At 48.6% G+C, this 26,297-nt stretch carries 25 protein-coding genes; 3 read left to right on the top strand and 22 right to left on the bottom strand.

Annotated elements, in window-relative coordinates:
• Nucleotides 1–99: 99 nt before the first annotated feature.
• The 3 genes from GJ688_RS04060 to GJ688_RS04070 form a co-directional block, all read right to left on the bottom strand.
• Nucleotides 100–330, bottom strand: a complete 231-nt coding sequence (locus tag GJ688_RS04060) for a thioredoxin family protein (protein ID WP_155475235.1) — start codon at nt 328–330, stop codon at nt 100–102.
• A gap of 50 nt (nt 331–380) precedes the next feature.
• The gene (locus GJ688_RS04065) at nt 381–1,337 is read right to left on the bottom strand and encodes a permease (RefSeq protein ID WP_155475236.1); all 957 of its coding nucleotides are present in this window, start codon (nt 1,335–1,337) and stop codon (nt 381–383) included.
• Nucleotides 1,338–1,411: 74 nt separating this feature from the next.
• Entirely contained in the window at nt 1,412–1,705 is a 294-nt protein-coding gene (locus GJ688_RS04070; protein WP_155475237.1) for an ArsR/SmtB family transcription factor, read from the bottom strand.
• Between GJ688_RS04070 and GJ688_RS21510 the strand changes: the two genes are divergently transcribed.
• The gene (locus GJ688_RS21510) at nt 1,641–1,847 is read left to right on the top strand and encodes a DUF4870 domain-containing protein (RefSeq protein WP_407928934.1); all 207 of its coding nucleotides are present in this window, start codon (nt 1,641–1,643) and stop codon (nt 1,845–1,847) included. The two genes, GJ688_RS04070 and GJ688_RS21510, sit on opposite strands and share 65 nt — an antisense overlap.
• A 278-nt stretch (nt 1,848–2,125) precedes the next feature.
• Here GJ688_RS21510 and GJ688_RS04075 read toward each other — a convergent pair whose 3' ends face one another.
• The 6 genes from GJ688_RS04075 to GJ688_RS04100 form a co-directional block, all read right to left on the bottom strand.
• Nucleotides 2,126–2,428: an STAS domain-containing protein gene (locus tag GJ688_RS04075; RefSeq protein ID WP_170291640.1), complete on the bottom strand. Its 303-nt coding sequence runs from the start codon at nt 2,426–2,428 to the stop codon at nt 2,126–2,128.
• Between the two features lie 116 nt (nt 2,429–2,544).
• A complete protein-coding gene (locus GJ688_RS04080) occupies nt 2,545–2,880 on the bottom strand; it encodes a hypothetical protein (RefSeq protein ID WP_155475239.1) in 336 nt (111 codons plus the stop codon).
• Nucleotides 2,881–3,290: 410 nt separating this feature from the next.
• Complete coding sequence (locus tag GJ688_RS04085) at nt 3,291–3,467, bottom strand: indolepyruvate ferredoxin oxidoreductase subunit alpha (protein WP_155475240.1); 177 nt, start codon at nt 3,465–3,467, stop codon at nt 3,291–3,293.
• A 64-nt stretch (nt 3,468–3,531) separates the two neighbouring features.
• Nucleotides 3,532–3,753: an aspartyl-phosphate phosphatase Spo0E family protein gene (locus GJ688_RS04090; RefSeq protein WP_155475241.1), complete on the bottom strand. Its 222-nt coding sequence runs from the start codon at nt 3,751–3,753 to the stop codon at nt 3,532–3,534.
• A 162-nt stretch (nt 3,754–3,915) separates the two neighbouring features.
• The gene (locus tag GJ688_RS04095) at nt 3,916–5,295 is read right to left on the bottom strand and encodes an NAD(P)/FAD-dependent oxidoreductase (protein WP_155475242.1); all 1,380 of its coding nucleotides are present in this window, start codon (nt 5,293–5,295) and stop codon (nt 3,916–3,918) included.
• Nucleotides 5,296–5,511: 216 nt separating this feature from the next.
• The gene (locus GJ688_RS04100) at nt 5,512–5,841 is read right to left on the bottom strand and encodes an SdpI family protein (RefSeq protein ID WP_155475243.1); all 330 of its coding nucleotides are present in this window, start codon (nt 5,839–5,841) and stop codon (nt 5,512–5,514) included.
• A gap of 53 nt (nt 5,842–5,894) precedes the next feature.
• Between GJ688_RS04100 and GJ688_RS04105 the strand changes: the two genes are divergently transcribed.
• Nucleotides 5,895–6,398 carry a hypothetical protein gene (locus GJ688_RS04105; protein WP_155475244.1) on the top strand — a complete coding sequence of 168 codons (504 nt, stop codon included), beginning with the start codon at nt 5,895–5,897 and terminating at the stop codon, nt 6,396–6,398.
• 70 nt (nt 6,399–6,468) lie between these two features.
• Here the strand turns inward: GJ688_RS04105 and GJ688_RS04110 are convergent, their stop codons facing one another.
• From GJ688_RS04110 to pcrA, 11 genes are all read right to left on the bottom strand, one after another.
• Nucleotides 6,469–7,464 carry a DNA-methyltransferase gene (locus GJ688_RS04110; protein ID WP_155475245.1) on the bottom strand — a complete coding sequence of 332 codons (996 nt, stop codon included), beginning with the start codon at nt 7,462–7,464 and terminating at the stop codon, nt 6,469–6,471.
• 192 nt (nt 7,465–7,656) lie between these two features.
• Nucleotides 7,657–8,481, bottom strand: coding sequence for a methyl-accepting chemotaxis protein (locus GJ688_RS21260; protein WP_328597308.1), 825 nt, complete (start codon nt 8,479–8,481; stop codon nt 7,657–7,659).
• Between the two features lie 151 nt (nt 8,482–8,632).
• Nucleotides 8,633–9,574, bottom strand: coding sequence for a ketopantoate reductase family protein (locus GJ688_RS04120; protein WP_155475247.1), 942 nt, complete (start codon nt 9,572–9,574; stop codon nt 8,633–8,635).
• A 12-nt stretch (nt 9,575–9,586) separates the two neighbouring features.
• Nucleotides 9,587–10,435 carry an alpha/beta fold hydrolase gene (locus GJ688_RS04125; RefSeq protein WP_170291642.1) on the bottom strand — a complete coding sequence of 283 codons (849 nt, stop codon included), beginning with the start codon at nt 10,433–10,435 and terminating at the stop codon, nt 9,587–9,589.
• Between the two features lie 318 nt (nt 10,436–10,753).
• On the bottom strand, nt 10,754–12,757 hold the full coding sequence (locus GJ688_RS04130) for a methyl-accepting chemotaxis protein (RefSeq protein WP_155475249.1): 2,004 nt from the start codon (nt 12,755–12,757) through the stop codon (nt 10,754–10,756).
• 276 nt (nt 12,758–13,033) lie between these two features.
• Nucleotides 13,034–14,560: an Asp-tRNA(Asn)/Glu-tRNA(Gln) amidotransferase subunit GatB gene (gene gatB / locus GJ688_RS04135; protein ID WP_328597309.1), complete on the bottom strand. Its 1,527-nt coding sequence runs from the start codon at nt 14,558–14,560 to the stop codon at nt 13,034–13,036.
• Between the two features lie 3 nt (nt 14,561–14,563).
• Complete coding sequence (gene gatA / locus GJ688_RS04140) at nt 14,564–16,027, bottom strand: Asp-tRNA(Asn)/Glu-tRNA(Gln) amidotransferase subunit GatA (RefSeq protein ID WP_170291643.1); 1,464 nt, start codon at nt 16,025–16,027, stop codon at nt 14,564–14,566.
• Between the two features lie 26 nt (nt 16,028–16,053).
• Nucleotides 16,054–16,338, bottom strand: a complete 285-nt coding sequence (gene gatC, locus GJ688_RS04145; RefSeq protein WP_155475250.1) for an Asp-tRNA(Asn)/Glu-tRNA(Gln) amidotransferase subunit GatC — start codon at nt 16,336–16,338, stop codon at nt 16,054–16,056.
• A gap of 25 nt (nt 16,339–16,363) precedes the next feature.
• Nucleotides 16,364–18,652, bottom strand: a complete 2,289-nt coding sequence (locus GJ688_RS04150; RefSeq protein WP_155475251.1) for a hypothetical protein — start codon at nt 18,650–18,652, stop codon at nt 16,364–16,366.
• 120 nt (nt 18,653–18,772) lie between these two features.
• Nucleotides 18,773–20,794, bottom strand: coding sequence for an NAD-dependent DNA ligase LigA (ligA, locus tag GJ688_RS04155; protein ID WP_155475252.1), 2,022 nt, complete (start codon nt 20,792–20,794; stop codon nt 18,773–18,775).
• A gap of 15 nt (nt 20,795–20,809) precedes the next feature.
• Nucleotides 20,810–23,092 carry a DNA helicase PcrA gene (pcrA, locus tag GJ688_RS04160; protein ID WP_235910745.1) on the bottom strand — a complete coding sequence of 761 codons (2,283 nt, stop codon included), beginning with the start codon at nt 23,090–23,092 and terminating at the stop codon, nt 20,810–20,812.
• Between the two features lie 156 nt (nt 23,093–23,248).
• On the opposite strand from pcrA, the gene GJ688_RS04165 reads away from it, so the two are divergent.
• Entirely contained in the window at nt 23,249–23,425 is a 177-nt protein-coding gene (locus tag GJ688_RS04165) for a hypothetical protein (protein WP_155475254.1), read from the top strand.
• A gap of 56 nt (nt 23,426–23,481) precedes the next feature.
• Here GJ688_RS04165 and GJ688_RS04170 read toward each other — a convergent pair whose 3' ends face one another.
• The gene (locus GJ688_RS04170; protein WP_155475255.1) at nt 23,482–23,883 is read right to left on the bottom strand and encodes a hypothetical protein; all 402 of its coding nucleotides are present in this window, start codon (nt 23,881–23,883) and stop codon (nt 23,482–23,484) included.
• 79 nt (nt 23,884–23,962) lie between these two features.
• Nucleotides 23,963–25,987 (bottom strand): beta-propeller domain-containing protein, encoded by a 2,025-nt coding sequence (locus GJ688_RS04175; protein ID WP_155475256.1) that lies wholly within the window; start codon nt 25,985–25,987, stop codon nt 23,963–23,965.
• Between the last annotated feature and the right edge of the window lie 310 nt (nt 25,988–26,297).

Raw genomic sequence — 26,297 nt, forward strand, 5'->3', positions numbered from 1 at the left:
CTTTGGCATCAAATAGCCTTTCAACTTATTTCCAGAATAAGAAAACAGCCCAAGACATATCATCCGGGCTGTTCTCTTCTTTAATTGTTTTTCATTTGCTCAGCTTAGCATGATTTTTAATTCGCTCACCGAAGGGATTCGGCCCGACACTTTCACCGTCCCATCTACGACCAGTGCGGGCGTTGACATGACACCGTAGGACATAATCGTCGGAAAATCGGTGACCTTGTCCACCTTCACCTCTTTTCCGAGTTCTTGGAGCGTTTGTTTGACGAGCGTTTCCAGTTGATTGCATTTGGCACATCCGGCGCCAAGAACCTTGACTTCCATTTCGTCACCTCCCTTCACCGCTTTACATAGACCGAAATCAGCAGATTCGGTTATAAAATAGCGTTGAATAAGTAGCCGACAAAGGTGATCGTCAATGCGTTAATTCCCACGAAAAGTCCGATGAGTTTCGGTTTCAACACTTGTTTTAAGATGATGATCTCTGGCAATGACAAGGCTGTTACGGCCATCATAAAAGCTAACACCGTTCCCATAGCCATCCCTTTTTCCATCAGGGCATGGACGATGGGTATCGTTCCAGCGGCGTTAGAGTATAAAGGGATGCCGATCAGAACGGCCAAAGGAACCGCAAAAAGGTTGTCCTTGCCGGCATAGCGCACGAGAAAGTCTTCCGGAGCGTATCCATGGATCAGACCGCCGATTCCGATGGCCACAATCACATAGATCCAGACTTTCTTGATGATGTCCTGGGTATATTGCCAGGCATAGTCATGACGTTGCCGCCACGATAGAGAGGCGATCTCCACCTCAGGCATCTTGATCTGATAGACATAGTCGGCCACCTGATCTTCCATCTTCGCCCGGCCGATCATCATCCCCCCGGCGACGGCGACAGCCAAACCTGTGCCCATATAGATGGCGGCGATCTTCCAACCAAAAAGACCGAAGAGCAGCACTAAGGCTACTTCGTTGACCATAGGCGAAGCGATCAAGAACGAAAAGGTTACGCCCAAGGGTACTCCCGATTCAACAAAACCGATGAACAGGGGAACGGCGGAACAGGAGCAAAAGGGAGTTACCACACCTAACAAAGCAGCGACGATATTCCCGATGAATTCCCGTTTATGGGAGAGCATCTTCTTTGTCCGCTCCGGTGGAAAAAAACTGCGGATAAAAGAAACGGCATAGATGATGACCGCAAGCAAGAAAAGAATCTTCTGTACATCATAAATGAAAAAATGCAGTGCTTCCGTCAGGTGTTCTCCATGAGATAGATTCATCCAACGATAGACGATCATATCGGCGATCCAGGCAAACACTACGATCATCCCCCTTTTCCTATGTAACGACGATTAGCAGGCATTATAATCAACTTTTTTTGATATAAGAGACTAAAAAAATATTATAGCTGGAAAGCTTGTTGAACCGAGCACAGATAGCTCCGTAAGGTATCTCGGTTCACAGAGTAATAGTTCCATTTTCCTTCAGCCACTTCAGAGATCAAGCCGGCTTCCTTCAATTCTTTGATATGGTAGGAGACTTTCGATTGCAGCAAGCCCATCCCTTCCACGAGATCACAGACACAGACCCCTGGTTTATGGGTTTCTAAAAAATACTGTTCTCGATTGGCGATGCGCAAAAGGATCTGCCAGCGCAATGGATCTGAGAGAGCCTTCGCCACTTTGACAGTGTCCATAAGTGATCAACTCCTAAATCTAATATATCAAATTAATTTGATTTGTTCAAGTCTTCAAGCAATCCTGACTATCATCGCATCAGAACAAGTAAACGACGGAAAGCATTATCGCTACCCTTTTATTTTCCGTCTGATAAAATAAGCGATATTTGTGATGACATAAAAAAACCCCCTTGGCAGACGGTACGGTCTCTCCTGCCAAGGAGGGGCGAGAAGGACGATATTCAATGGGATTAAAAAGGTGTTTGCCTAGTCATGTTCGGAATCGGTTCTCTGACACTTATTTTACTAAATTTTCTGCTCTTTTGGCAAAGAGGAATATGTTATAGGAGCTATTCGATCTTTTTATAGATCACGAAAGCGTATACCTGCTACAAATATACGCTTTTGTTCTTACTATACAATTGCCTATGAATTAACTTATTGTATCGTAAATACTTCGTTCAGGCGGGTAATCTTAAATACTTGAAGCACGAATCGATTAGGGTTGTTCAAATACAACTGTCCTCCATATTCGTGGGTACGCTTTAACAGGGCAATCAAGGCACTGATGGCCATACTATCAATTAAGTCAACACTGCTCAAATCGATATGCACATTAAATTTTCCCTGATCAATAAATTCCAAGATCACTTCTTTGAATTTTCTGGCTTTGATCAATGTGATATTCCCGACAAGTTTTACATATACGTCATTGCCATCAAAAGTTATTTTATGGGACAACTGCATCACCTGGTCCGTATATACTACGTTCTATACCAAAAGAATAGTTTATACCATATTACCATGACACCTATGTCGAAAAGAGTCGTATTCTGTCTACAGATACCATCTTTTATTTAATAGGGACCATCGATCAGTCGGTCCCAATGACCGTATATCAGAAGATTATGTAATTGCTGGATCATCTTTTCCCACTTATTTTTTTCCGGTTCTCGAAACATAGACCAATAGGCTTCCTCTGTATAATTCTCCTTGATTTCTTGAATCAGACTGTTAAGCTGGTCTTGGCAAATCATTACCTGAGCTGCAGCAATTTCCCGGTACCGTTCACCAGCATGTTCAAGACGTTCAACAGCAAGATTATACTCTTTTTTGGCTTCTTCCATCTGTTCAAAAAGCAGTTGGAAATCCTTTTTCACCTTAAAGCGGGGCTGCAAGCTTGCTATGACCATAATCCTTTCCTCCTTTTTACCCCTGGTCTGCCTGTCCCTTGTTACCTCATGTATATGAATCGGCTCCTCCTTTACTACCCTTTTTCAAAAAAATAACGATCCCGCAAAAGGCGAGATCGTTGACGATATTTTTCTTTTAAAAATGCAAGGGCGAGGCAACATATCCTCGCCCTTGCTGTCGGAGGTCACTGAAAGCTGACTTGAACCATGGCTTTTGAATCACCCATATCGGCAGCTGCTATCTGATGGACTTCAATGGGGACATCGAACCCGGAGATGATGACGCGATCCAATAAATCACAAAACTCTTTGGGCGAATTCCCTATTGACTTGGTTTCGCGTTGTTCCCGAGGTTTCCGCCATCGTTCAAAAAAAGCTACCACCCCCTAAGGGGTAGCATATCCAGTTTTTCAGACTTGAAAAATACAGTTAGCCGGACAAGCGTCTACACAAGAACCGCAGTCGGTACAGGCAGGTTCGTCGATGATTCGAATACCGCCATCTACCTCAGAAACACATGATGCAGGGCAGACAAATTGACAAGCGCCACAAGCGACACAACCATCGGCGTTGACTTGGTATGCCATTAGATCGGTACTCCTTTCGGATAGCAATGAAATTTGTAAATAAGAATTATTTCGCCAATTACAGTTATTTTCCTTCCTTTTCACCGCTTTTCCATGGTGGTCGATGTTCTTCTTGTATGGTAGGAACAAGACCCTTTGTCTTCGTTCGGTAATATTCGTTTAACAACCGGTCGACTTCGCGAGATATGGCCACAGCCTTCTGGGGTCGTCGAGCCAACATGTGGCGAAGTGCTTCCTTGCGTTTTACCTGGATTTGTCGAAGTATATCGTTGTCGTCGGCATTCACGATTAATTACCTCCGTTTTCCAGTTACTGGTTATTATTTATTCGATAAACTAAGATATTATCCCATATTTTCCCTTTTTATTTTTCTAGTAACTACCTGCAGAGAAACCGGAACAGAACGAAAAAAACGCCCGGATATACCGGGCGCCATAAAGGGCAGTCTCTATTTTCGCCGTTCCGAGATAATTCTCGCCACATGGACACCGCTCGCACTCGCTTGGGAGAGACCGCGAGTGACACCAGCGCCATCACCGACAGCAAACATGTTCGGAATTTCTGTCTCCAGTTGTTTCGTCAATTTTAACCGGGAACTATAAAATTTCACTTCTACCCCGTACAACAGTGTGTCGTTGTTGGCCACGCCTGGGGCAATTTTATCGAGGGCGTAGATCATCTCTACGATGTTGTCCAAGTGCCGTTTCGGCAGTACCAAGCTCAAATCTCCTGGAGTCGCTTTTAAGGTTGGCTTGGTAAAGCTTTGGGACAGGCGGTGTTCATTCGTTCTTCGTCCTTTGACTAGATCGCCGAAGCGTTGGACCAAAACGCCACCGCTGAGCAGATTCGAGAAGGAAGCGATTCGCTTGCCATACTGATGCGGCTCATTGAAGGGTTCGGTAAAGCGGTTGCTCACTAACAAGGCAAAGTTTGTGTTCTTGCTGTGCAGCTTTTCGTCACGGTAACTATGGCCGTTGACGGTAACAATGCCGTCGGTGTTCTCGGCTACGACATATCCTTTGGGGTTCATGCAGAAGGTGCGGACCAAGTCCCCATACTGTTTTGTACGGTAGACAAGTTTGGCTTCATATACCTCATCGGTGATATGCTGGAACACTTCTGCCGGAATTTCTACGCGGACACCTACATCAACCTGATTATTGTAAAGCCCGAGGCCCAACTCTTTACATTGGTTTGCAAACAATTCAGAACCAGCCCGTCCCGGGGCGGCGATGAGGTAATCACAGTCGATCCATTCGGGTTGTCCGATATCGAGGCGGAATCGGTCTCCCTCTTTACGGATCTTCTGAACACGAGTATTGAATATAATCTTGACTTTCTCTTTCAGAAATTCATAGATGCTTTTTAAAATCTCAAGATTATTTTCTGTTCCCAGGTGGCGCACTTGCGCGTCCAGCAGATGCAAGTCGTAGGCCAGGGCTTGTTTGCGGAGGCCGCTGTTTTTTGTGCTAAAGAGTTCCGACGGTGCTCCGTAGCTCATATTAATCTGATCTACATATGCGATCAGTTCGAGCACTTCTTGGTCAGCAATGTAGTCACTGAGCCAACCGCCAAATTCAGTCGTAAAATTATATTTTCCATCGGAAAATGCACCGGCTCCACCGAAACCGCGCATAATTCCGCAAGGATTGCATTTTATGCAGTGATTTACTTTTTTTTCAGCGATGGGGCATTTTCGAGTGTAAATGTCTCTACCTTCTTCGATCATCACGACATTGACGTTCTCGTTTTTGGAAATCAACTCGTAGGCTGCAAAAATACCGGAAGGTCCACTTCCTATAATGGCTACATCAAACTTGGTTGTCATATGAATCCCCTCGCTCCCTACTATCTTGGTAACAAACCTTACGTATTTTACTCGATAGTTCAGCAAAAGTAAATAAAAATCTTTATCTCTATTTCCCTTGTTTACAGGGGAAATAAAAAATCCCACCGTATCCATCAAAGGAACCGGCGGGATTAGAGGTATCTTTCGGTTTCAAGTCAGCCTTCCATATTGAACTTTGGAAAACACCCACTTTGGCTAGTTTAGCTGACCCTTGCCTCTTTTTTGGAAGATCCACCATGCGTAAATGGCCGGCACCAATAGAAGAGACAGAATTACCGTCAAGAATAAGGCCATACCCAGCGTTTCAGAAATAAATGGGGTCAGCATACCGATGGCGATCATCCCAAAACCACTGGCTACGAAAATACGGCCGCCTAGATGATGGGTTTTTGCCCAGATGTCACGGTCTGCCAATGTCCAAGGCAAACGAGTTCCCATGAAATAGTTCTGTCTCATCCGAGTGGTGACGTTTTTACAAGATTTATTCATGGCAAATTTTGTTAACCTTTGCCGAGGTTCACGCATAGTCTATGGCAAACCATTTAATCTAAGGTAGATGAAGGAGAGTGTGTCCCCTCATGTATGAAGACGACTATTATGTGACACAAGTCCCCCCTCCAGGACCGGACCTATTTGGTCAAGGGGGAACTGTTCCTTTGTACCGCTACTATAATCCAACCATCACCGATCATTTCTATACGACCAACTTCGGCGAACTCGGTCGCGGACGGAACGGTTATAACTTCGAAGGAATCGCCTGCTATGTCCTAGCTAGGCAACGGGGCGGAACGGTACCGCTCTACCGTTACTGGAACCCTACAATCGGCGACCATTTTTATACGACCAACTACGGAGAGCTCGGTGCTGGCGGATCTGGCTATATCTTCGAGGGAATCCAATGTTATGTGTACCCGACGCAGAGACCTCGAACGGTCCCTCTTTACCGCTATTGGAATGCCGCTTTAGGCGATCACTTCTATACGACGAACTACAATGAACTCGGCCCCGGACGTTCCGGCTATGTCTTTGAAGGAATTCAGTGTTATGTCTTTCCTACGTTCCCTTTCGGCGGTAGACGATAGTCCCCGTCAAGAAAAAAGGCTGCTCAAAAACATTTTTGAGCAGCCTTTCCAGACTTCAGTCAACATGGGTTTATAGCGAAAAAATCGATGCTTCATTCGATTCTTCACCCTTTTTCTCTTTTTGTTTTTGAAAGGCCAAGGTGTTTCTCTCCCAGAAGACCCCGTCAGTATAACCTTGAATGCTTTTGTCTGTTTCGGCCATCTCTAGTCGTTTCAGAGCTAGGCATCCGTATCCTTCGTTACAGTCGACGGCAATGAAGTTCCGGTTGAGTTTTTTAGCTACCACGGCTGTTGTGCCGGAACCGACAAAGGGATCGAAGACCACATCCCCTTCATTCGTGCTGGCTAAAATGATTTTGGCCACCAGTTTCTCCGGTTTCTGGGTGGGATGGTCCGTATTTTCAGGCATCGACCAGAAAGGAACGCTGATATCGGTCCAAAGGTTCGACGGATAAGTCTCCCTAAAATTGCCGCCCTTGGTCTCTTCCCAATCCTTTGGTTTTCCATCTTCACGGTAGGGAGCGATGACGCGCCGTTTTAGCTTTACAGCATCCGGATTAAAGGTGTACTGTTTGCTCTTTGTGGCAAACCAGATATCTTCACAGGAATTCTTCCAGTTCGCCTTGGCACCTCGTCCTTTTTCCCGCTCCCAGGTAATTCGATTTTGGATGATCAGATATTTTGATAAAACAGTGTGAATCGATATTGACGTCTTCCAGTCGCCGCAGACATAGACCGAGGCATTTGGTTTTAATGTGGGCATTAAACGACCAAACCATGAATCAAACCATAGGGTATAGGAATCCACGTCAGTGCCGTTAAAGGTCAAACCATGAAAGTCTTTGCTCAGGTTATAGGGTGGATCGAGAAAAAGTAAATCGACCGAATTCCGGGGAACAGTGTCGATGACATCGATGATATCTCCATGGACGATTCTATTCAATAAAACGCTTTCGCTGTTGAAGGGTGCCCTTACCAACCGGCTGGCGTACTGTATGTATTCCGCTTCTGATAATGTAACTGTGCGGTTACGTCCGGCTCGTTGTTTTTCTGTAGATAGGACCATATTGTCTCCTCCTTCATTCCATCATTATAACAAAAACAGGTCCAGAGGAGACTGCCTCATCTTTTAAACAAAAGGTTCATGACCCATTGGATCACAGGCTATGACGTAATAGACTTTTCACAAAAAGGGAATAACAACTGGCAGCCTATGAACATTCCTATTGAAAACAGGAGTTCGCGGGTACAATGGAGGTTATATCTCTTTCGAAACCGTTTGTATCGTCTCAGCTGCCGTAGCCAGTTGTTCCATCGCTTCAGAAATCTGTTGCGTCGCCAGGGCTTGGGCAGAACTAAGCCCCTCAGCGTGGTTGATCTTATCGACCATATGGAGAATTTCACCGGCAATTGTCTGTAGAATATCTTTGATTTCTTTGACTGATTTCTCGCTGTCGAGTGACATTTTCCGGATTTCACCAGCCACGACGGAAAATCCTCGACCATGTTCACCAGCCCGCGCTGATTCAATGGACGCGTTTAATCCTAGTAAGTTGGTTCTTGAGGCGATGCCGGTAATAAACTTTAAGATATCATCGGTTTTCTTGAGATGCTGCAATACAGTTTGGCTGGAACCTTTCAAATCAGATAACTGTTTAGCCAGATTCCCGGCATTGGCAGCCACTTCCTGCGTCGTCGCGGTGACTTCCTCTGTCGATGAAGCCACCGTTTGCGATACATCCTGCATTTCTAGATTATTGGCTAAGTTTTGAGCGAAGGCGATCGCGCCGATGACTTGACCCTGCTCGTCTGATATGGGCCAAGTGACCAGTTTGACTGGAAATCCGTACTCTTCTTTCGTCAATACTTTCGTCATCGGTTGTCCAGAAGACATCGTTTGCTCAAGGGGATCGCCTGGTTTGATCGGGTCACCTGGATGGATTCGAGTATGGATCGATGTGCTCGCTTCACAACTGAGATACTTATGTCTATCGGTCACCATGATGACGCAATCATATGGCAAAATCGATTTCATAATGGATGCATAATGAGCTAACTGAGCCATCTCTTCCCGTATACCCATCATTTCCACTCCTTAAATTATTAAAAATGTTTAATTCTGTTTAAAAGTTAATTCGCCGTAGACAAATATTTTCCTCTTTAAAAAATTCTAAATTATGTAATCGAATAAAAAAACCTGCCGGAAGCTCAGCTCCAGGGCAGGTTTTTTCGATTTACTTTGACAATGGTTTTAGTTGCTCATAGACCTTTTCATGGGCTGGCGTCGGCACCCCTAATCCTCTTCCCGTTCGGACAATATAGCCCGAGAAGGCTTCCAGTTCTGTTCTCGATCCTTTTTCAAAATCTCGTTGCATCGATGTGGTGCTCTCGGGAGCGAATGTATCTACCGACGCCATCGTCTTTTTCACAATGGCCTCATCAAGTTGGACTCCTTTAGCCTTGGCGACAGCGTAGACTTCCTCCATCGTAGTCAAAAGCATGGCCCGTTGTTCCGGGTTCGACGCAACGGCTCCTACCGGTTTTTGAAAGAAGGACGTAATCCCGCCTAAGGAGCAGATCAAGAGATACTTCGACCATACTGCCACTTCCGCATCAGCTACAAATTTTGCTGAAATATCAGCTTCTCGAAAAAGATTAGCGAGCAAGTCCAGTTGATCTTGGGAGATTTCCGGAAGGCCGACACCTTTATCAGCCCCGAAAACGATGCGAGGTACTCCTCCCCCTTGGCTGATTACACCAGGTGATTCGATTTTCGAGAAAATATAACAACAACCGTTGAGAACTTTTCCTTGCGGCAATAACGCTCGTAGTCGTTCTGCATGGTCAACGCCATTGAGAAGCGGAAGTACCAGTGTTTCCCGCTTCAATAGCGGGACGATTTGTTGGGCTGCTGTCTCCAAATCATAGGTCTTCACACAAAAGAGAACGAAGTCGACCATTCCAATTTCGCTAGGGTCTTGAACCGCCTCTGTTGGATAAGCGACAAACTTTTCTTCACTGCTTTTCACGGTCAGCCCTTGCTCTTGCATCGCTTTTAAATGATCACCCCGGGCAATAAAAAACACGTCATTTTCTTTCGAATCAGCAAAGGCGTAAGCCAATTTCCCACCAAAAAACCCTCCAACGCCACCCATTCCAATGACTGCGATGCGCATAGACAGCCTCCTTTATTTGATTCTATGATTGCTTTTGTCAGATAGAAATTCACCGATAGCTTTGGCAAAATTCCTAGGCTCTTCAAAATGGGGCATATGGCCACTATTTTGAAATAGCACCAGTTTGGAACCAGGAATTCGTTGTTGCATTTCCTCGGCGTACTTGACGGGACAGACGAAATCCTTAACACCAGTGAGAATCAATGTGGGAACTCCGATCAAAGAGAGGCGATCACGGGTATCAAAGACGCCCATGTTCTGATAGAAACCTTTATTTGGCCCTAGTGAGAAATGTATCTGTTTCAAGACCGGGTCGATTTCGCCTTTATGGTTATCATAATCGGCAAAATAGAATCCTACACATTTTTGAAAAGCTGAAGCCGCTTGCTCATCAGTAGTCGCCAATGTAGATTCCCGGAACCCCATCAAAGCCTGCCAGAACCAGGGTCGATCGATGAACCAGAAGAGATTCGCGGAAACATCACGCTTATAGGCGTCATCTGTAGTCGGCGTCGTCCCGTACAAGATGAGACCGTTGAGATGAGCAGAATATTGAATCGCATACAATTGGGCCACCATTCCCCCGTGGGAGTGGCCAAGCAAATAAAACTTGTCCAACTGAAGGTACTGTCGAAGCTTTTCCATATCGTCCACATACCGGGAGAAATTGTAGTCGGCTAAATTCTTCAGTCGTTCCGATTTTCCGGTTCCTACCGGATCAAGGTAGACCATAGTGAATTCTTTTTCTACTTCCGGCATCTTCAAATAGGCCCCCCCGAATCCGGGACCGCCCGGATGGGCGAGACAGACAGGCCCGTTCCCAGATACATAATAGGTGAGGGTCGCACCGTTGATGGTCACCCGGTGCTCTCCCTGAATTAGTTTTTCTGTAGGTTTCTCTACAGAAGTTGTCTCATTGTTCGAAGCCAAATATGTACTGGAGTTTGCCAGTGCCATTAAGGATAAGTTGCACCACAAGCACAAAGCAATGATCGGAATAAATACTCCTCTAATATATCTCATGAGATCAGTATCTGCGCCTCCCCTTGCTTCTGATCGTATTCAATTTCATTTTATCAGCTTTTATGATATTTCGCATAAAAAAAGCGTCGGCCAAGTGGGCGACGCTTTTCTATCCAGGGATTATTATCGATATTTTCTAGTACATGAGAAGAACTTTTATACTCGATATCCCGCTAGGGTCTGCTGCAATTCCTCTGATGTCTTTGCCAGCATCGCTGCAGAATTCGCGATATCCTCCATCGAAGCAACTTGTTGTTCCGTTGCTGCAGCGATGGTCTCCGAGTTATCTACACTACGCATCGAACCCTGACGGACAACGTGAATCCCACTCTTCAAGTTCTTCCACTCTTGAGCTAACAATTGATTCTGATCGATAATCGTCTCGATGCTGACCACCACTTGCCTGCTGGCTGTCGTAATTTCATTAAAGACTTTATCGACGAGATTAAAGGCGTTCATACCGGCTTGCAGACCTTGATTATGCTGCTCCCGGTTGGAGACGACATTTTGTATTTCTGCTTTGATGCTATCGACAATCGCAGAAATATCTTTGGCCGCTTGTACCGAGTTTTCAGCAAGCTTGCGGATCTCTCCAGCCACAACGGCAAAACCTCTCCCGGCTTCGCCGGCTCTCGCAGCTTCAATAGCCGCGTTAAGAGATAATAGATTCGTCTGGTTTGCAATCTGATCTATCATCTGCAAGATCTGCTCGATCTGTTGAGACTTCATCGCTAGTTGGTCGATGATTTGATTGTTCGAGTCGGTCGTGGTCTGAATCTCAAGCATCTTTTCTCTCGCACCGTCGACGACCTTCCGTCCGTCATCAACGGTTCGAGAAGCAACCTCGGTCGAACGGGCCGATTCTTGGGCTGAACTAGTCATCTCTTCGATGGACGCCGCGATCTCTGCCACTAATTGCTCCATTCGCTCTAACTGTTGATCCGATTCTCGTGCTTCTTGAGAGACTTTTTGAGTCTCTTCTGAGACTTGATGATTTGCTACGGTCAGTTGCGCCGTTATTTCCTTTAATCCAAAAGAAGCCTTCTGGAATCGTTCAACGGCTTCATCCACCTTCGTAATGGTCTGTTGTAACGACTCCAACATGCCGTTCGCCGCTTTGGATAGGCTTCCGATCTCATCGTCCGATGAAACAGGAATGCGTTGGGTCAAGTCGCCTTCACCGCGGCTGATGGTCATCAAGGCATGTTCAAGATCATTGAGCCGGCTCATCTGTCGGTTGACCACATAAGGGAGCACGAAAGCAGTCACGACAAAGCCAAGCAATGCAGCGGCAACAGTGATGTTACGGATGTTCGTCAAGATGTGATTCGATAAAGTCAATACCAAATATCTTCCGTTTGACAAGGGTGCAATGTAATGAGTCGCTTTAATGCTTCCAAAGCTGCCGCTTTGAAATGTGATCTCGTCTAATTTTATCGCATTAGCCAGACCGAGTTTCATTTCAGGGTAGAGTGTATCGATATTAGCATCGCTGCCTACGAGAATTTGTCCATTCGAATCAACCAGAGCCGTAAAGAGAACCTCCTCACGCAATTGACCGCTCATCTGTCGAATAAAGGACGGAGCTCCCAACTGTTCATCCAGTTCAACCAGTTTTTTTCCGTTCCGTCCGATTTGGACGATCCGTGGACTGTCCCATCCTGACACACCGACATATTTATACACTTCAGGATCAATTGTCCGCTTTTGCGCCGGTTGGGCGACGACCTGACGTTTTCCGGTGATCAAGTCCATAAATTCATAAGCCTGTCCCTTTGGATCGCTGCCAAAGTTAAAATTTACATTTGTCCCAATACTCGTCAATTGCACTTGTCCCTGACTGTCGGTCACCCAAAACTCATCGAGTCCAGAGCGTTTGGATAATTCAACCAGTTGTTCGTAGTTGGTGCCTTTGCTTAGCAACAAGGATAATATACTGGCTTGCCCGACCATCTCCTTCTCCAACACTTCTTCGGTTATCTTACGGGCTGCTGTGGCGTTTTCGATGCCTAAACGGACCGTCTCCGTCATGGCCAATCCTTGCATATGCAAGTTGCGTGCCGTCTGGTTGTAGATAAAAGTGGCCATAGCTACGATGACTACACCGAATACGATCATGATTGGCCATATAATTTTGTGTTTTAACGAGTTTAAGCGCATGAGGTTACCCCCTACGTATTCGCACGTATATACTTAATAAAGCATTTTAACCCATCTCTTTCCTTCTATATATAATAATTCCAAACCCCAATAATATCAACATTTTTATTTTTATTACTTATATCGATTGAGTATATAAACTCAGTGTAAATAGTTTTATTCTTTGATATATGGGGTAAGGAAATTTTTTCAGCTCTATGTAATACAATATCCTTCTTTTTTAAAGAAAAAAGGCGCCGTACTTCTCAGTATACGGTCGCCTTCGCTTGATTTTGATTACAGTTTTTCCAGTTCCTCTTTCAGCAGCTTGTTGACGAGTCCGGGATTGGCTTTTCCTTTCGTCGCCTTCATGGCCTGACCGACGAGGAAGCCCATAGCTTTTTCCTTGCCAGCCTTGAAATCAGCGACTACGCTTGGGTTCGCTGTCAAGATGTCTCTAACGATGGATGCGATAGCCCCTTCATCAGAAATCTGGACAAGACCTTTTTCTTCAACGATCGCCTTCGCCGGTTTGCCTGTCGCAAACATGTCCTCAAAAACCGTTTTGGCGATTTTTGTGGAGATCGTTCCTGCTTCGAGCAATTGCAGGAGTCCGACGAGGTTTTCCGGCGTGACGGGACTGTTCAAGTAGCCAAATTCGGAAGCGTTGAGCAGACGGGTGAGCTCGCCCATCATATAGTTGGAAATCTGCTTAGCTCGCTCTTTCGCCTTATCATCGGCTTCGACTCCAGAAGGAGTATCTACCCCAAAGGCCTTACAGGCGCTGTCAAAGTAATCAGCCATCGCCTTGGAACCGGTAATGATTCCTGCATCGTAGGCAGGTAATCCGTAGGTGTGAACGAGGCGCTCCTTGCGGACATGAGGCATTTCGGGCAAGGTAGCTTTTACCCGGTCAACCCATTCGCGGGAGATGACCAGTGGTACCAAATCCGGTTCAGGGAAGTACCGATAGTCATGAGCTTCTTCCTTGCTGCGCAGGGAGATTGTCATGCCTTTCGCTTCGTCCCACATTCGTGTCTCCTGGAGGATCTTACCGCCATCGCGGAGGATCTCGGCTTGACGTTCTACCTCATATTCCAAAGCCCGTTGTAACGCTTTGAAGGAGTTCATATTTTTCAGTTCGGCCTTCGTGCCAAACTCTTTTTGACCCCAAGGACGCAAGGACACGTTGGCATCACAGCGCAAGCTCCCTTGCTCCATCTTACAGTCGGACACTTCCGTATATTCCAGAATCGCTTTCAACCGTTCCAAATAGGCAACAGCCTCTTCAATCGAACGGATGTCCGGTTCTGAAACGATCTCAATTAAAGGAACACCGGTGCGGTTGTAGTCGGCCATAGAGTATTCAGCGCCAGCCAGGTTCGCCGCACCGCCGTGGACCAGTTTGCCGGCGTCTTCCTCCATGTGTACACGGGTGATGCCAATACGTTTTGGGTTTCCGCCCACTTCGATGTCGAGATAGCCATCCTTAGCGATAGGAAGATCGTATTGGGAAACCTGATATGCCTTAGGCAAATCGGGATAGAAATAGTTCTTGCGATCGAACTTGGAGAATTCAGCGATTTCACAGTTCAAGGCCAAGCCAGCCTTCATGGCGTAATCGACGACTTGCTTGTTCAAGACCGGCAGCACCCCTGGCAAGCCTAAGCAGACGGGACAGACATGCGTATTCTGGTCACCGCCGAACTCGGTCGTGCAGCCGCAAAAAATCTTGCTCTTCGTATGCAGTTCCACATGGACTTCTAAGCCCATGACGATTTCAAAGTCAAAATCACGTTCCATTTGCATGGTCTCATTGTTCATTTGTTACACCCCCAGATCCGGCGTCTGACTGTGGCATCCGGTAGCCTGCTCATAGGCATAGGCCAACTGCAGCAGCTTGGCCTCGTCGAAGGCTTTGCCCATCAACTGCAGACCTACGGGCAAGCCATTGGCAAAACCGGCGTTGATATTCAGGGCCGGGATACCTGCCAGGTTCACCGACAAGGTACAGATGTCCGATAAGTACATTTGCAGGGGGTTGTCCGTGCGATCGCCAAATTTAAAGGCTACTGTCGGTGATGTCGGCGAAAGGAGCACATCAAATTTTTCATAAGCTTGATCAAAGTCACCTTTGATCAGGGTGCGGACCTTTTGGGCTTTTAGGTAGTAAGCGTCATAATAGCCGGAGCTGAGGGCGTAAGTTCCCAGCATGATGCGCCGTTTCACTTCTTCCCCAAAGCCTTCGGCACGAGTCTTTTTAAACATGGTGATCAAATCAGGCGCTTCTTCGGAACGGTAGCCGTAACGAACTCCGTCATAGCGGGCTAAGTTGGAGGAGGCTTCCGCCGGAGCGATCAGATAATAGACCGGAAGGGCGTATTCAGTATGAGGCAGGGAACACTCGCCGATCTCTGCGCCGAGGCCTTCTAACACTTTCACAGCTTTTTCGATGACTGCTTTCACTTCTGGATCAATGCCTTCGCCAAAGTACTCCTTTGGCAGACCGATCCGCCAGCCTTTGACCGATTGTCCGAGGAGAGCCTCATAGTCAGGATAATCGACCGGGGCGGAAGTGGAGTCTTTCAGGTCATAACCGGCGATAGCGTTCATGACCCGGGCGTTGTCACGAACGTCACGGGTAAAGGGTCCGATTTGATCCAACGACGACGCAAAGGCGACGAGTCCGAAACGCGATACAGCGCCATAGGTCGGCTTCATGCCGACAACACCGCAAAAAGCGGCCGGCTGCCGGATCGACCCGCCCGTATCAGAGCCTAAGGTAAAGACCGCTTGTCCAGCGGCCACAGCGGCGGCCGAACCGCCGGAGGACCCGCCGGGTACCCGTTCGATATCCCAGGGGTTGCGCGTCGCGAAGAAGCGGGAGTTTTCCGTCGACGAGCCCATGGCGAATTCATCCATATTGCATTTTCCCATGAGAATGGCGCCGGCTTCTTTCAGCTTCGTCACCACCGTAGCGTCATAGGGCGGTACGAAATTGTGCAGAATCTTTGATGCACAGGTGGTGCGTACCCCATCAGTGCACATGTTGTCTTTTAAAGCCATAGGGATCCCTTCCAGGGGACCGATCGCTTCGCCGGCGGCGATTTTGGCATCTACCTTCGCCGCTTGAGCCATGGCATCATCTAAAGTCCGGGTGATGAAGGCTTGCACTTTCGGCTCGGCAGCTTCAATTCGCTCAGCCTGGGCCCGGACCAGTTCGGCAGCGCTGATCTCTTTGTTCACCAACAGGTCATGCAGTTCATGAGCCTTTTTTGTATACAGCTTCACAGGGATCCTCCATTCGGGTCGAAATACTAGACAATCTTAGGAACGCGGAAGAAACCATCTTCCTCATCGGGGGCATTAGCCAGGATCTTCTCCCGAGCCATGGACGGATCGACACAATCGTCGCGCATGACGTTCTGAAGGGGAAAGACATGAGCTGTCGGAGGTACATTCGCGGTGTCCAGGGCTTGCAGCCGTTGGGCGTAACCGAGGATGTCGTTCAGCTGGGTCGTATATTTTTCGACCTCTTTGTCGGACAGTTCGAGGCGAGCCAGCATGGCTACGTGTTGGACTTCGTCTTTTGTAAGAGACATCTTTTGTTCACCTGCCTTGTTGGAATCAAGATTTCTTTGCCGTATTCGGAATTAAATTCTCTGGTTCTTCAAAAATGTCCTCTTCGTGGGTGATGAAGAAACCACAGTATTTGACGAAAACGCGTTTTAAGACATCAAGGCGCTCTTTGGAGATGGTGTCGATGACGGTGTATTGCCGGGTGATGGTCAAGTTGCCGATCTGGCGCAGGTTTTCGCCTCGCTGGGTCTCATGGAAGATGTCTGTCAGAGGAATCCCCTCCGCGACAACTTCCAATTCACCGGATCGCAAGGCGTCCATGAGTTGACCTGTTAAGGCATCTTCCATCCAAAGATACCGGATGATCTCTCCTTGGCCTTTACGCTTTTCGCGATCGGTGATCTCCAATTCGGGGAGCTTTTCGATGGCGCTTGTGAGCCCAAGAAAATCATTGACCTTGTAGACGGCACGGCAGACACCGGCCCGGTGGCCTTCGGCAGTGACCAGCTTCGGTTGGATCAGCTTTTTGCGAAGTTCCATGATGAAATTGACGATCAGGCGGGACTTCCGTGTCCACAGATCGAGCCAATCGAGAGGGATTTCGCTGCCCGAGTTCAGTCCAAGCTCTCGAACATAGGTAACGATGTCGGAGCGGTACCAGGGCGGGAAAAAAAAGGCGATGCCGCCGTAGCGGTAGGCCCCTTCCCAGGGCATGAGCCGGCAAAAGAGAATATATCCCACCTCATAAGGGGGCTTTTCTGGATTATACTCAGGATCGCGAATAAAAAAAATGTTATCTCCAAAGAGATCCCGCACCGAGTAACCTTTTTCTTCTAGAGAGTGGATCACATAAAAACCAGGACGGTTTTCCATCCATCGCTTGATGCCTTCGCGCAGGGACGGCGGCAAGTGACTCGATACTTCCTGTTCGAAAGCTTCTAGTGTCGTCGTTCCCCCTCGCAGGCGGCGGTCAAAAACGAACCACTCCCAGAAAAGTGAGCTCATCGGGTGATCGGTAAAGGGAGTATCCGGCTCGTCGGTGTGGCGGGCAAAGTGGCTCCATTCCCGCTTCCATTGCTCCGCAAAACGCCAATGGATAAATTGGGTGAGCAGCGAACCGATCTGGGATGTCTCGGCAACAGTCCGCGCGACAGGGTCATCTTCCGTGTCTTGCCCCCATCCCTCCGGTCCGAGGAGCGGATTTTCCAACTTTACTTCCCAGGCGTCTAATAGCTCCTCAAAGTTCGCGTAGGTTCCTTCCCTGAAAGCGTAATTGGCGATTTCAGGAAGCCGGTAAGGGCCGCGCCCCGGATTATGGCCGATGAGTTTGTTGCGGCGCAGTTCTCGAACCAGTTGGACGAGCCGTTCTTCACTGACTGTCCCCACGACGATTTCCCGGCGGCCGACCCAGACTTGCCCACGGGCATCCCGTGCGATATCGAGACCCATTTCGATGGAGTCGTTGACATGGCTCAAGTAGACGATAGCCGTTCCGCGCTCACCGTCTTCGACATGGCATCCCTCTTCTTGGCGCAACGTCTCTAGGATCAAATCGGTATTGCGGGTCGGAAAGACGCGCCAGTACCAAAAGCCTTGAAAAAAGGGATCCTGACCAAAGGGGACTTTCGACGACGACTCCTGCCGGATGCTGGTGATCACCCACCGGTCATCTTCTTCCACCAGATAAAAATGAGAGCGATAGGTCAGCAGATACTGTTCCTCGCCGAGCAACACCTCTGCGATTAAGTGAACCCCTCTTTTATTCAGGATTTCTTCGACGACGACACCTCGGAGCAGGCTTTCTCCTTGGTGTTTTTTCTTCATCCGCTGCCCATAGTCTTCCCCATCGACGTACCGCTCCTGAGCCTTGTGTGGAAGAAGCAGGTAGACGAGGGACCAATCTTCGACAGCCCTGGCTTGGAAATAGGCATGGACCACTTCCCTCGGTTTGAGAGGGCGATCGAAGAGTCGAATCATCATCGAGTTCCACTCATGGCGATTTAACGGATCCGGTTTTTGAAACAACTGAATCTGACTGACAATCTCAGGGGCCACTTCCACTTCGGCCCGTTCCAATTCCTTAAGTATAAAATCAAATAAGTAAAAAGCTTCACGGTAAGAGAGTTCTATGTCATGGTCGGGCAGTCCATTCAGAAGGCGATCCCCTTGGCCGAAAGGAGCACCATCGAGCCAGTCGATTTGAGATTCCACTGGATTGGCCACAACGAAGTGGACGTAAAGGCCTTGTGCGCCGATACGCCGTGTCTCCCAAATGAGGATCAGGGAGATGACTCCTTGCAGGCGAAATGGTGCCGCTTTTGCGTGAAACCGAAACATTGGAACAACCTTCACGTTGAAGGCCTACCTTTCTTTCTTAAACATCATTTATTTCCATGATATGGGTTTAGCAAAAAAGGTGTATCTTTATTCTTTTCGCCGCCGGTAGACTCGTCCCTGCTAGTGATGGTCGATGAGTTTTAAAAAATCTTCCTCCCTGAGAACAGGAACCTTTAATTCTAGCGCTTTTTCTAATTTTGAGCCCGCTTCCTCACCGGCAATGACCATGCTCGTTTTCTTACTGACAGAGGAGGATATCTTGGCACCTCGCGCTTCTAAAAGCCGCTGGGCTTCCCGGCGATCCATGGACTGCAACGTTCCTGTGAGGACGATCATCTTACCGGCTAAGGTTTGAGGCGAATCGACTGTACTTTGCTGGGCATTCATTTGTACCCCTTTTTCAACCAGCCGGAGGATCATTTCAACGTTGGCAGGGATGGAAAAATAGTTTTTTAGGGAATCGGCCATCTTCGGACCGATTTCTGGGATCGCTTGTAGCTCCTCCTGGGTCGCTGCCATCAATTTTTCCATGGATCCAAAATGACTGGCCAAGGTCTTGGCTGCCGTCTGACCGACCAAGCGTAAGCCCAAGGCAAAGGTGAAGGCCGCCAGTCCCCTGGATTTGCTCTGTTCGATAGCGGCGATCAGGTTTGCCGCCGATTTTTTCCCCATTCGTTCCAGCGGGGCCACCTGGTCGACCGTTAGATCGTAAAGGTCTGCCGGATTGTGGACGAGACCGGTGTCCCAGAGCAAGTTGACGATGGCCGGGCCGAGTCCTTCAATGTTCATCGCGTCCCGAGAGGCGTAATGAATCAGTCCTTCTTTCGCCTGGGCGGGGCAGGTCGATGAGGTGCAGCGCAGGGCAACTTCTCCCTCAAGCCGGCTTGCCGGGCTGCCGCATTCGGGACAGGCTTGGGGCATGCTAAAGGGCTGCTCTTCCCCAGTGCGTCGCTCCTTGAGCACGGAAACGACCTCTGGAATGATGTCGCCGGCTTTTTGGATAATCACATAATCGCCGACATGGATGTCCTTTTCACGGATGATGTCTTCATTGTGTAAGGTAGCCCTGCTGACAGTCGTACCAGCCACGCGGACCGGTTCCAATTCGGCCGTGGGCGTGATGACACCGGTGCGCCCCACTTTTACGGTGATGCTCCGTACCTGAGTGACGGCCTGCTCTGCCGGGAATTTAAATGCGATGGCATAACGGGGGCTTTTCGAAGTAACTCCCAGCCGCTCATACTCATCCAGTTCGTTGACCTTGACGACCATGCCGTCGATCTCAAAAGGAAGATCGTGACGGTGTTCCGTCCAATAGCGGCAATAGGCGATCACTTCTTCAATGGAAAGACAGAACTTCCGCTCTTTGTTGACAGGCAGCCCCCACTGCTCGATCAGTTCCAAGGCTTGCCGTTGCTCCTGAGCTTCTGCACCTTCCAGAAGAAGAATGTTATAGAAAAAGGCCCGTAAGGGACGAGAAGCTGTCACTTTGGGATCCAATTGACGAAGGGAGCCGGCGGCAGCGTTACGGGGATTGGCGAAGACAGGCTCTCCCCGCTCTTCTCGTTCTTCATTGAGAGTCGCAAAGGCTCCTTTGGGCAGATAGGCCTCGCCTCGAACGTCTAAGACCGGGAGGTCTGTCTTCAAGCGAAGGGGGATAGTCCGGATCGTCTTCAAGTTCTCCGTGATGTCTTCACCGGTTTCACCGTCACCTCGTGTTGCGCCGCGGACGAATCGCCCTTGTTCATAGGTCAAGACGACCGTCAGCCCGTCGATCTTCGGTTCCACCACATATGTAAGGTCGCGGCCGGCCCGTTCCCGGGCCCGCCGGTCAAATTCACGCAGATCATGCTCGTCAAAGGCGTTCGCGAGAGACAGTAAGGGAACCCGGTGCCGCACCGAATTGAAGGCAGCCAACGGCTGTCCACCGACTCGCCGAGTCGGCGAATCGGCTTCGACCAGTTCAGGATAGGTATCTTCAATCGCTTGCAGTTCCCTCATCAGGGCATCATAGTCTGCATCGGTGATTTCGGGCGCATCCAGGACATAATAACGGTACTCGTGATGGCGGATGATCTCGCGCAGTTCCTTGACACGCACTTCCGCCTCGACCCGGTTTTTCGGCAGATCCGGCGATACCATGAGGGCAGACACCTCCTAGATTCTTTTCAACGGTGCAAACTTACGGAGCAATTTTTTAATTCCCTGCTGGGGAAAGGCTACGTGAACTTCTTGGTTCTCCCCTTCCCCACTGACCTTTACAACGACACCGGTGCCAAACTTGCCGTGCTGAACTTTGTCACCGACGGTAAAGTGTCCACCAGTCGCCTCTGTGTCTGAAGGTGCCGACTTCCTTTGGGACGGTGTAAAGAAGCTTTTGTTTAGGTCGAAACTATCAGCATTTGCCGCGTCTCCCTGCGATGAAGAGGTAGAAAAAGCGCTTTGAAGGGACGACCCATCTGAGCCTCGATCATACCTGTTTCTGGTAGCAAAACCAGTTGAAGGACGCCGATCATCCTCTTCGAGAAGAAGTTCTGTCGGAATCTCCTCTAAAAAGCGAGAAGGCTGATTATATACAGTATTGCCGAAAATTGTTCGCTGCCATGCGCGCGTCAGGAAGAGCCGTTCCCGTGCCCGGGTAATAGCGACATAACAGAGGCGGCGTTCTTCTTCCACTTCCGATTGTTCAAACTGAACACGGCTGTGGGGAAATACGCCTTCTTCCATTCCAGCGACAAAGACGACGGGGAATTCGAGCCCTTTGGCGGCGTGCATGGTCATAAGAACGACAGCATCTTCCGCTTCGTTGTAGTTGTCCATATCTGAGATGAGCGAGACTCCGGCTAAGAACTCCTCTAATGTCTTTTCATCGGCGTTGCGATCAAACTCCTGTGTGACCGAGAGGAATTCTTTGATGTTTTCAATGCGGCTCTTCGCTTCTTCACTATGCTCCGACTCTAATTCCCGCACGTAGCCAGTCAAATCGATGACTTGCTCCACAATGCTGGTGACCAGTGATTTGGCCACATCCCGGCGCAGTTCCTCGATCAAAAGGGCAAAGCTTTTTAAAGCTTTGATTCCCCGCGAGATGCCTGGCACTTCGGAGACCCGTTCGAGGCATTCTTGAGCCGTCAAACCCTTCTCCGCACCGTAATCAAGGAGCTTTTGTACAGTGGCGTCGCCGATACCCCGCTTCGGCGTGTTGACGATACGGCGAAAACTGATCTCATCAGCCGGATTGGAGATGAAGCGCAGGTACGCGACGATGTCTTTGATCTCTTTACGCTCGTAGAAGCGCAGACCTCCGAAGATGCGGTAGGGAATACCGGCGTACATAAAATGTTCTTCCAATACTCGCGATTGAGCGTTCGTACGGTAGAGAACGGCAAAATCCCGGTAGGGACGACCATCGGTCTCAGAAAGGTTACGGACATTATGGATGATATAGCGAGCTTCGTCGTGTTCCGTATCTCCTTGAAAGGAAACGAGCGGCTGCCCGTCCTGGTTTTCCGTCCAAAGGCGTTTGGTTTTTCTCCCCCGGTTATTGCCGACAACGCTGTTGGCCGCCTCTAAGATCTTGGCGGTGGAGCGGTAGTTTTGCTCCAACTTGAGGACCATTGCTTCCGGGTAATCGCGCTCGAAGTCAAGGATGTTTTGTATATCGGCCCCGCGCCAGCCGTAGATGCTCTGATCATCGTCCCCGACGACGCAGAGGTTGCGATACTTTTCGGCCAACAATTTCACCCAAGTGTACTGAGCATGGTTCGTATCTTGATACTCATCGACATGAATGTATTGAAAACGATCCTGATAATAATCAAGAACCTGGGGATACTCTCGAAACAGGCGAACCGTCAGCATGAGTAAATCGTCAAAATCGACGGCCATGTTTGATTTTAATTTTCTTTGGTAAACATGGTACACTTTGGCAGTGATTTGCGCAAAATAATCATAAGCCTGTCGTTCATATCCGATGGGATCCATAAGGATGTTCTTGGCCGAACTAATCCCGGCGCTGATGGCTTGAGGTTTAAATCGCTTATCGTCCAGATTCAATTCTTTCAAGCATTCCTTGATCAGTCGCTGCTGATCATCGCTGTCATAGATGACGAAGTTGCGATCATAGCCGATCTTTTCCCCTTCCCGCCGCAAAATACGCATGCATGCAGAATGAAAAGTGGACATCCACACATCTTTGGCCCGCGGCCCGATCAGATGACCGAGACGCTCTTTCATCTCTCCGGCCGCCTTGTTAGTAAAGGTGATCGCCAGTATATGAAACGGGCTAATGCGCGATTGTTCAATCATATGGGCGATGCGGTGGGTCAGCACCCGGGTCTTTCCGGAACCAGCGCCGGCGAGGATCAAAAGAGGCCCCTCCTGATGCAGGACGGCCTCACGCTGTACGGGATTCAAGGATCCCAAAAAGTCTTTAGGCAAACGGTAGTCCCCCTTTATCGACGCCATCCAACATAATCTTTATTGTACCAAAGGGGCGGGTGTGAGAAAAGGCGTCATGCGGTGACGGTTTAAAAAGATGGTCCCGTAGGGAAAACTAGGCTCACAGAGCCAACGCACCAGAAGGAGAGAATGGGAATGCGCTACAACCCGGTATATTCGGCCTTTGAAAAAATTCAAGCCATGAACAGTATGAAGAACTACCAACGGATGCTCGATGAAGAGATTCGGAAACCGGATCCCAATCTTGAGGTCATCAAGTATTATCGCCACCGGCTGACTCGCTGCCGTCAAATCCTCGGTGGACGTGCCTGAGCTACAAAAAAAACGCCCTGACCGATGTACGGGCAAGGGCGATCTTTTTTGTGTTTTTATTTATACCGGTCTTTATTTCCCATCCCATCGACAGTGATGCGGTTGTGAAAGCCTTCTTCGGTCTCATGGTTCTTGACGGTGGCGTTAAAGGTCTCCAAGTCGCTTTTTTGAGCCGGTATCTTTTCCAGATTCGCTCGTGCTTTACCGAGAGAATCATGGCGCAGATCTTCCCCTGCCCGAGCTTCCAGGTTTGATAGGGCTTGGTCCGTCGTCGGTCCTTCCCCATCCTGCCCGGGTATGGCTCCATTGATGCCCGGGATGCCGACACCGAAGTTCCCCTCACCGCTAAAACCGACTGTTCCCGACGAGATGAGCCCCGGCGTCTGACCGTCCCGCACACCAGGCAGCTTATTTAACTCCTTGCTCGGTGCTTCATAGCGATCGACATCTTTAATCAAATCAGGACACCTCCCGGAATTAGTATCCGGGGAGGATCTCTGCCTTATGCATCCTTTTTGGTTAGGACTTTTTTCCCGATTATTTGATCGTGAGCGTCCCCTGGTCTTTTAAATCGACAATAGCATTGGCTTTGATCTTATTGTTCGACAGGGTATAGAGTGTATCGCCTACGTAGAGGATCCGTTGAATATCGTTATCGCTGTTATACCAGTACATACCGGCTTTATCGTAATCCTCTTGGGTTAAATGAGTGATCTTCCCTTTCAACTCAAAGCCCTTTTCCAAGTCGACGCGGTACACATAAGCGCCTTGGAAAGTAAAGGTGCCGTATTCCGGGATTCCACTCTGTTCTTGATGATTGCTGTCCACGACCATCACCCGAACTGGGAAAGCCAGCAGATTTTTCTGCTTATCAAAGAGCATGGCTTTATGGTTGTGCAGCAAATCCGAGTCTGTGCCGCGATCTCCGATGTTGGCGGTGAATTGCTCCACAGGGTGATTGACATCGGTCACGTCAAAAATGGCCATTTTCATGCCGAGATAAAAAGCACTGACACCTACCTCGTTCCCCTGGCTATCTTTTTGCACCTGCTCGACCGTGTCTTTGCCAAATCCGATGATGTGATTTTCATCATAGGGGTGAAGATAGTTGCTGTAGCCGGGGATCTTCAAAGCTCCGAGAATTTTCGGTGTCTGGGGAACTTTCAGATCGATGACGAATAGAGGATCGACCGTGCGGAAAGTGACCACATAGGCCCGTTCTCCCATGAAACGAACGGAATAAATCTGTTCGCCTGGGGCTATTCCTTCCAATTTACCGACTTGCGTCAAATGGCTATTGAGGATATACAAGTTGTTTTTCGATGTCCCTTCGCCCTGTTCCCAGGGGCTGCCGACAGTTGTAGCCACCCGGAAGTAATCGCCCGATTCATCCATGGAAAACTGATTGAGAATCCGTCCGGGCACTTCTCCCTGCTCTTGATAGCTAATGTTGGCTTGATTAAGCCGGAACTTGTAGAGTCGGGTTTTTTCTGCTGCCTGACCCCCATAAGGTACGGTAATGCCGCTGTGTGCCTGCCTTTGGTAGTGTGTCACAGCGACATACAAGTTCTGAAGTGACGCATAGACCTCTTGACCTGAACCTAAATAAGTGGAGACGTTAACCTTTCTGCTAGTATCCGTCACATCGAATCCGGCTACTAAGAGGTAATTCGGTTGAACAAAATCGGGAAAACAACGGATTTTGTCATAGCTCATGAGGATCTTTTCGGTTCCGCTCACCGAATCCTTATACCAAGGCAAAATGGTCGGATCTTCCGTCTCCGGTAAGTAGTACCCCAGTTGACGGTCGGTCACCAGATATAAGGAAGCATCGATCTTCCGGGACGATACATAATTCCCTTCCAATTCAACCTCCCGTGTCTTACGAATATTTCCCTTATCTCGAATATCGTAGATGAGAGCTTTCACAGAGCCATAAAGGGGATAGGGATGATATGGCGGCCTTCTCCATCCGGGGAGCATTTTCGATTGGGCTCCTATTTCTGGAACAAGCACCGGTGTATCGTAACGGCTGTCCCCAATGACAACGAGATAATCCTTATCCACGTAAATTTCTCGTGGTGAAAGGGGTTGATCTTCCAGATTGATTGTGGCAGCCAGCTTCATCTCTTCCGGGGGATAGGCTTCGGCGATTACAACGCGCTGCTTATTGACCTGGTAAATATATCGTCCGTCCGTTTTAACAATATCCGCTTCGTCGACGCCGTCCACCTGAACGTTGGTCTTGGAATAATCGCCTGAAGCCAAAGCTGAACCGTCAGCAGCAGCCGATTTAGATGCTTCTGCTTTGGGTGCTTGCGTCGGGGCGGCTGTCGTGAACAGACGGTCCCTTCGAACCCCCCCGTACAAGGTCAAATCGTTTTCCGTCCGCGCCTTTTCCACCAGCTTTTTCAGGTTTGCATAAGACCCGACGACAGAGAGTTCCTTCTGTGTGTCGGCAGCCGTGGCCGATGCCCCGACCGATGAGATACAACCCGCGCTAAATAAGGTTAACGCGAGGATGCCTGTTAACCATCCCTTTGAGGTCAAAAGTTTTTTCATGATGATATCCACCTTTCTTTGAACGACTCCCTTCTAATTCTATGACGAATAGGTACGACGAACAGTTCCCTCTCTTTGCAATAGACTATGGAAGAAACCTCATAAGGCATAATCTGAAATGAAAAAAATAAAGTACTCAAGTTTCGCACACAGAAATAGGCAAGTAAGCCTTGATATAGTTGGGTAAAGAGCCAATCCATTTCTGGAGTTGACTTTTAATCAAAGCGGCTAACTTCTTGTTGCAGTTTTTAACGACATCATCAATAATCGACCAAAGTTGTTGAAGAGCCACCGCCCATTCCAAATCATT

The organism is Heliobacterium mobile, from assembly GCF_009720735.1.
Taxonomy (GTDB): Bacteria; Bacillota; Desulfitobacteriia; order Heliobacteriales; family Heliobacteriaceae; genus Heliobacterium; species Heliobacterium mobile.

Bases quoted from the DNA above. Each gene is read 5' to 3' on its own strand.
- GJ688_RS04080 (WP_155475239.1), bottom strand. From the start codon at position 2,880: ATGGTCATAGCAAGCTTGCAGCCCCGCTTTAAGGTGAAAAAGGATTTC.
- GJ688_RS04165 (WP_155475254.1), top strand. From the start codon at position 23,249: ATGCGCTACAACCCGGTATATTCGGCCTTTGAAAAAATTCAAGCCATG.
- gatB (WP_328597309.1), bottom strand. From the start codon at position 14,560: ATGAACAATGAGACCATGCAAATGGAACGTGATTTTGACTTTGAAATC.
- GJ688_RS04100 (WP_155475243.1), bottom strand. From the start codon at position 5,841: ATGCGTGAACCTCGGCAAAGGTTAACAAAATTTGCCATGAATAAATCT.
- GJ688_RS04095 (WP_155475242.1), bottom strand. From the start codon at position 5,295: ATGACAACCAAGTTTGATGTAGCCATTATAGGAAGTGGACCTTCCGGT.
- gatC (WP_155475250.1), bottom strand. From the start codon at position 16,338: ATGTCTCTTACAAAAGACGAAGTCCAACACGTAGCCATGCTGGCTCGC.
- GJ688_RS04120 (WP_155475247.1), bottom strand. From the start codon at position 9,574: ATGCGCATCGCAGTCATTGGAATGGGTGGCGTTGGAGGGTTTTTTGGT.
- GJ688_RS04065 (WP_155475236.1), bottom strand. From the start codon at position 1,337: ATGATCGTAGTGTTTGCCTGGATCGCCGATATGATCGTCTATCGTTGG.
- GJ688_RS04110 (WP_155475245.1), bottom strand. From the start codon at position 7,464: ATGGTCCTATCTACAGAAAAACAACGAGCCGGACGTAACCGCACAGTT.
- ligA (WP_155475252.1), bottom strand. From the start codon at position 20,794: ATGGTATCGCCGGATCTGCCGAAAAACCGGGTCGAGGCGGAAGTGCGT.
- GJ688_RS04070 (WP_155475237.1), bottom strand. From the start codon at position 1,705: ATGGACACTGTCAAAGTGGCGAAGGCTCTCTCAGATCCATTGCGCTGG.
- GJ688_RS04150 (WP_155475251.1), bottom strand. From the start codon at position 18,652: ATGTTTCGGTTTCACGCAAAAGCGGCACCATTTCGCCTGCAAGGAGTC.
- GJ688_RS04060 (WP_155475235.1), bottom strand. From the start codon at position 330: ATGGAAGTCAAGGTTCTTGGCGCCGGATGTGCCAAATGCAATCAACTG.
- GJ688_RS21510 (WP_407928934.1), top strand. From the start codon at position 1,641: ATGCGCAAAAGGATCTGCCAGCGCAATGGATCTGAGAGAGCCTTCGCC.
- GJ688_RS04130 (WP_155475249.1), bottom strand. From the start codon at position 12,757: ATGCGCTTAAACTCGTTAAAACACAAAATTATATGGCCAATCATGATC.
- GJ688_RS04175 (WP_155475256.1), bottom strand. From the start codon at position 25,987: ATGAAAAAACTTTTGACCTCAAAGGGATGGTTAACAGGCATCCTCGCG.
- GJ688_RS21260 (WP_328597308.1), bottom strand. From the start codon at position 8,481: ATGGGTATACGGGAAGAGATGGCTCAGTTAGCTCATTATGCATCCATT.
- GJ688_RS04105 (WP_155475244.1), top strand. From the start codon at position 5,895: ATGTATGAAGACGACTATTATGTGACACAAGTCCCCCCTCCAGGACCG.
- GJ688_RS04085 (WP_155475240.1), bottom strand. From the start codon at position 3,467: ATGGCATACCAAGTCAACGCCGATGGTTGTGTCGCTTGTGGCGCTTGT.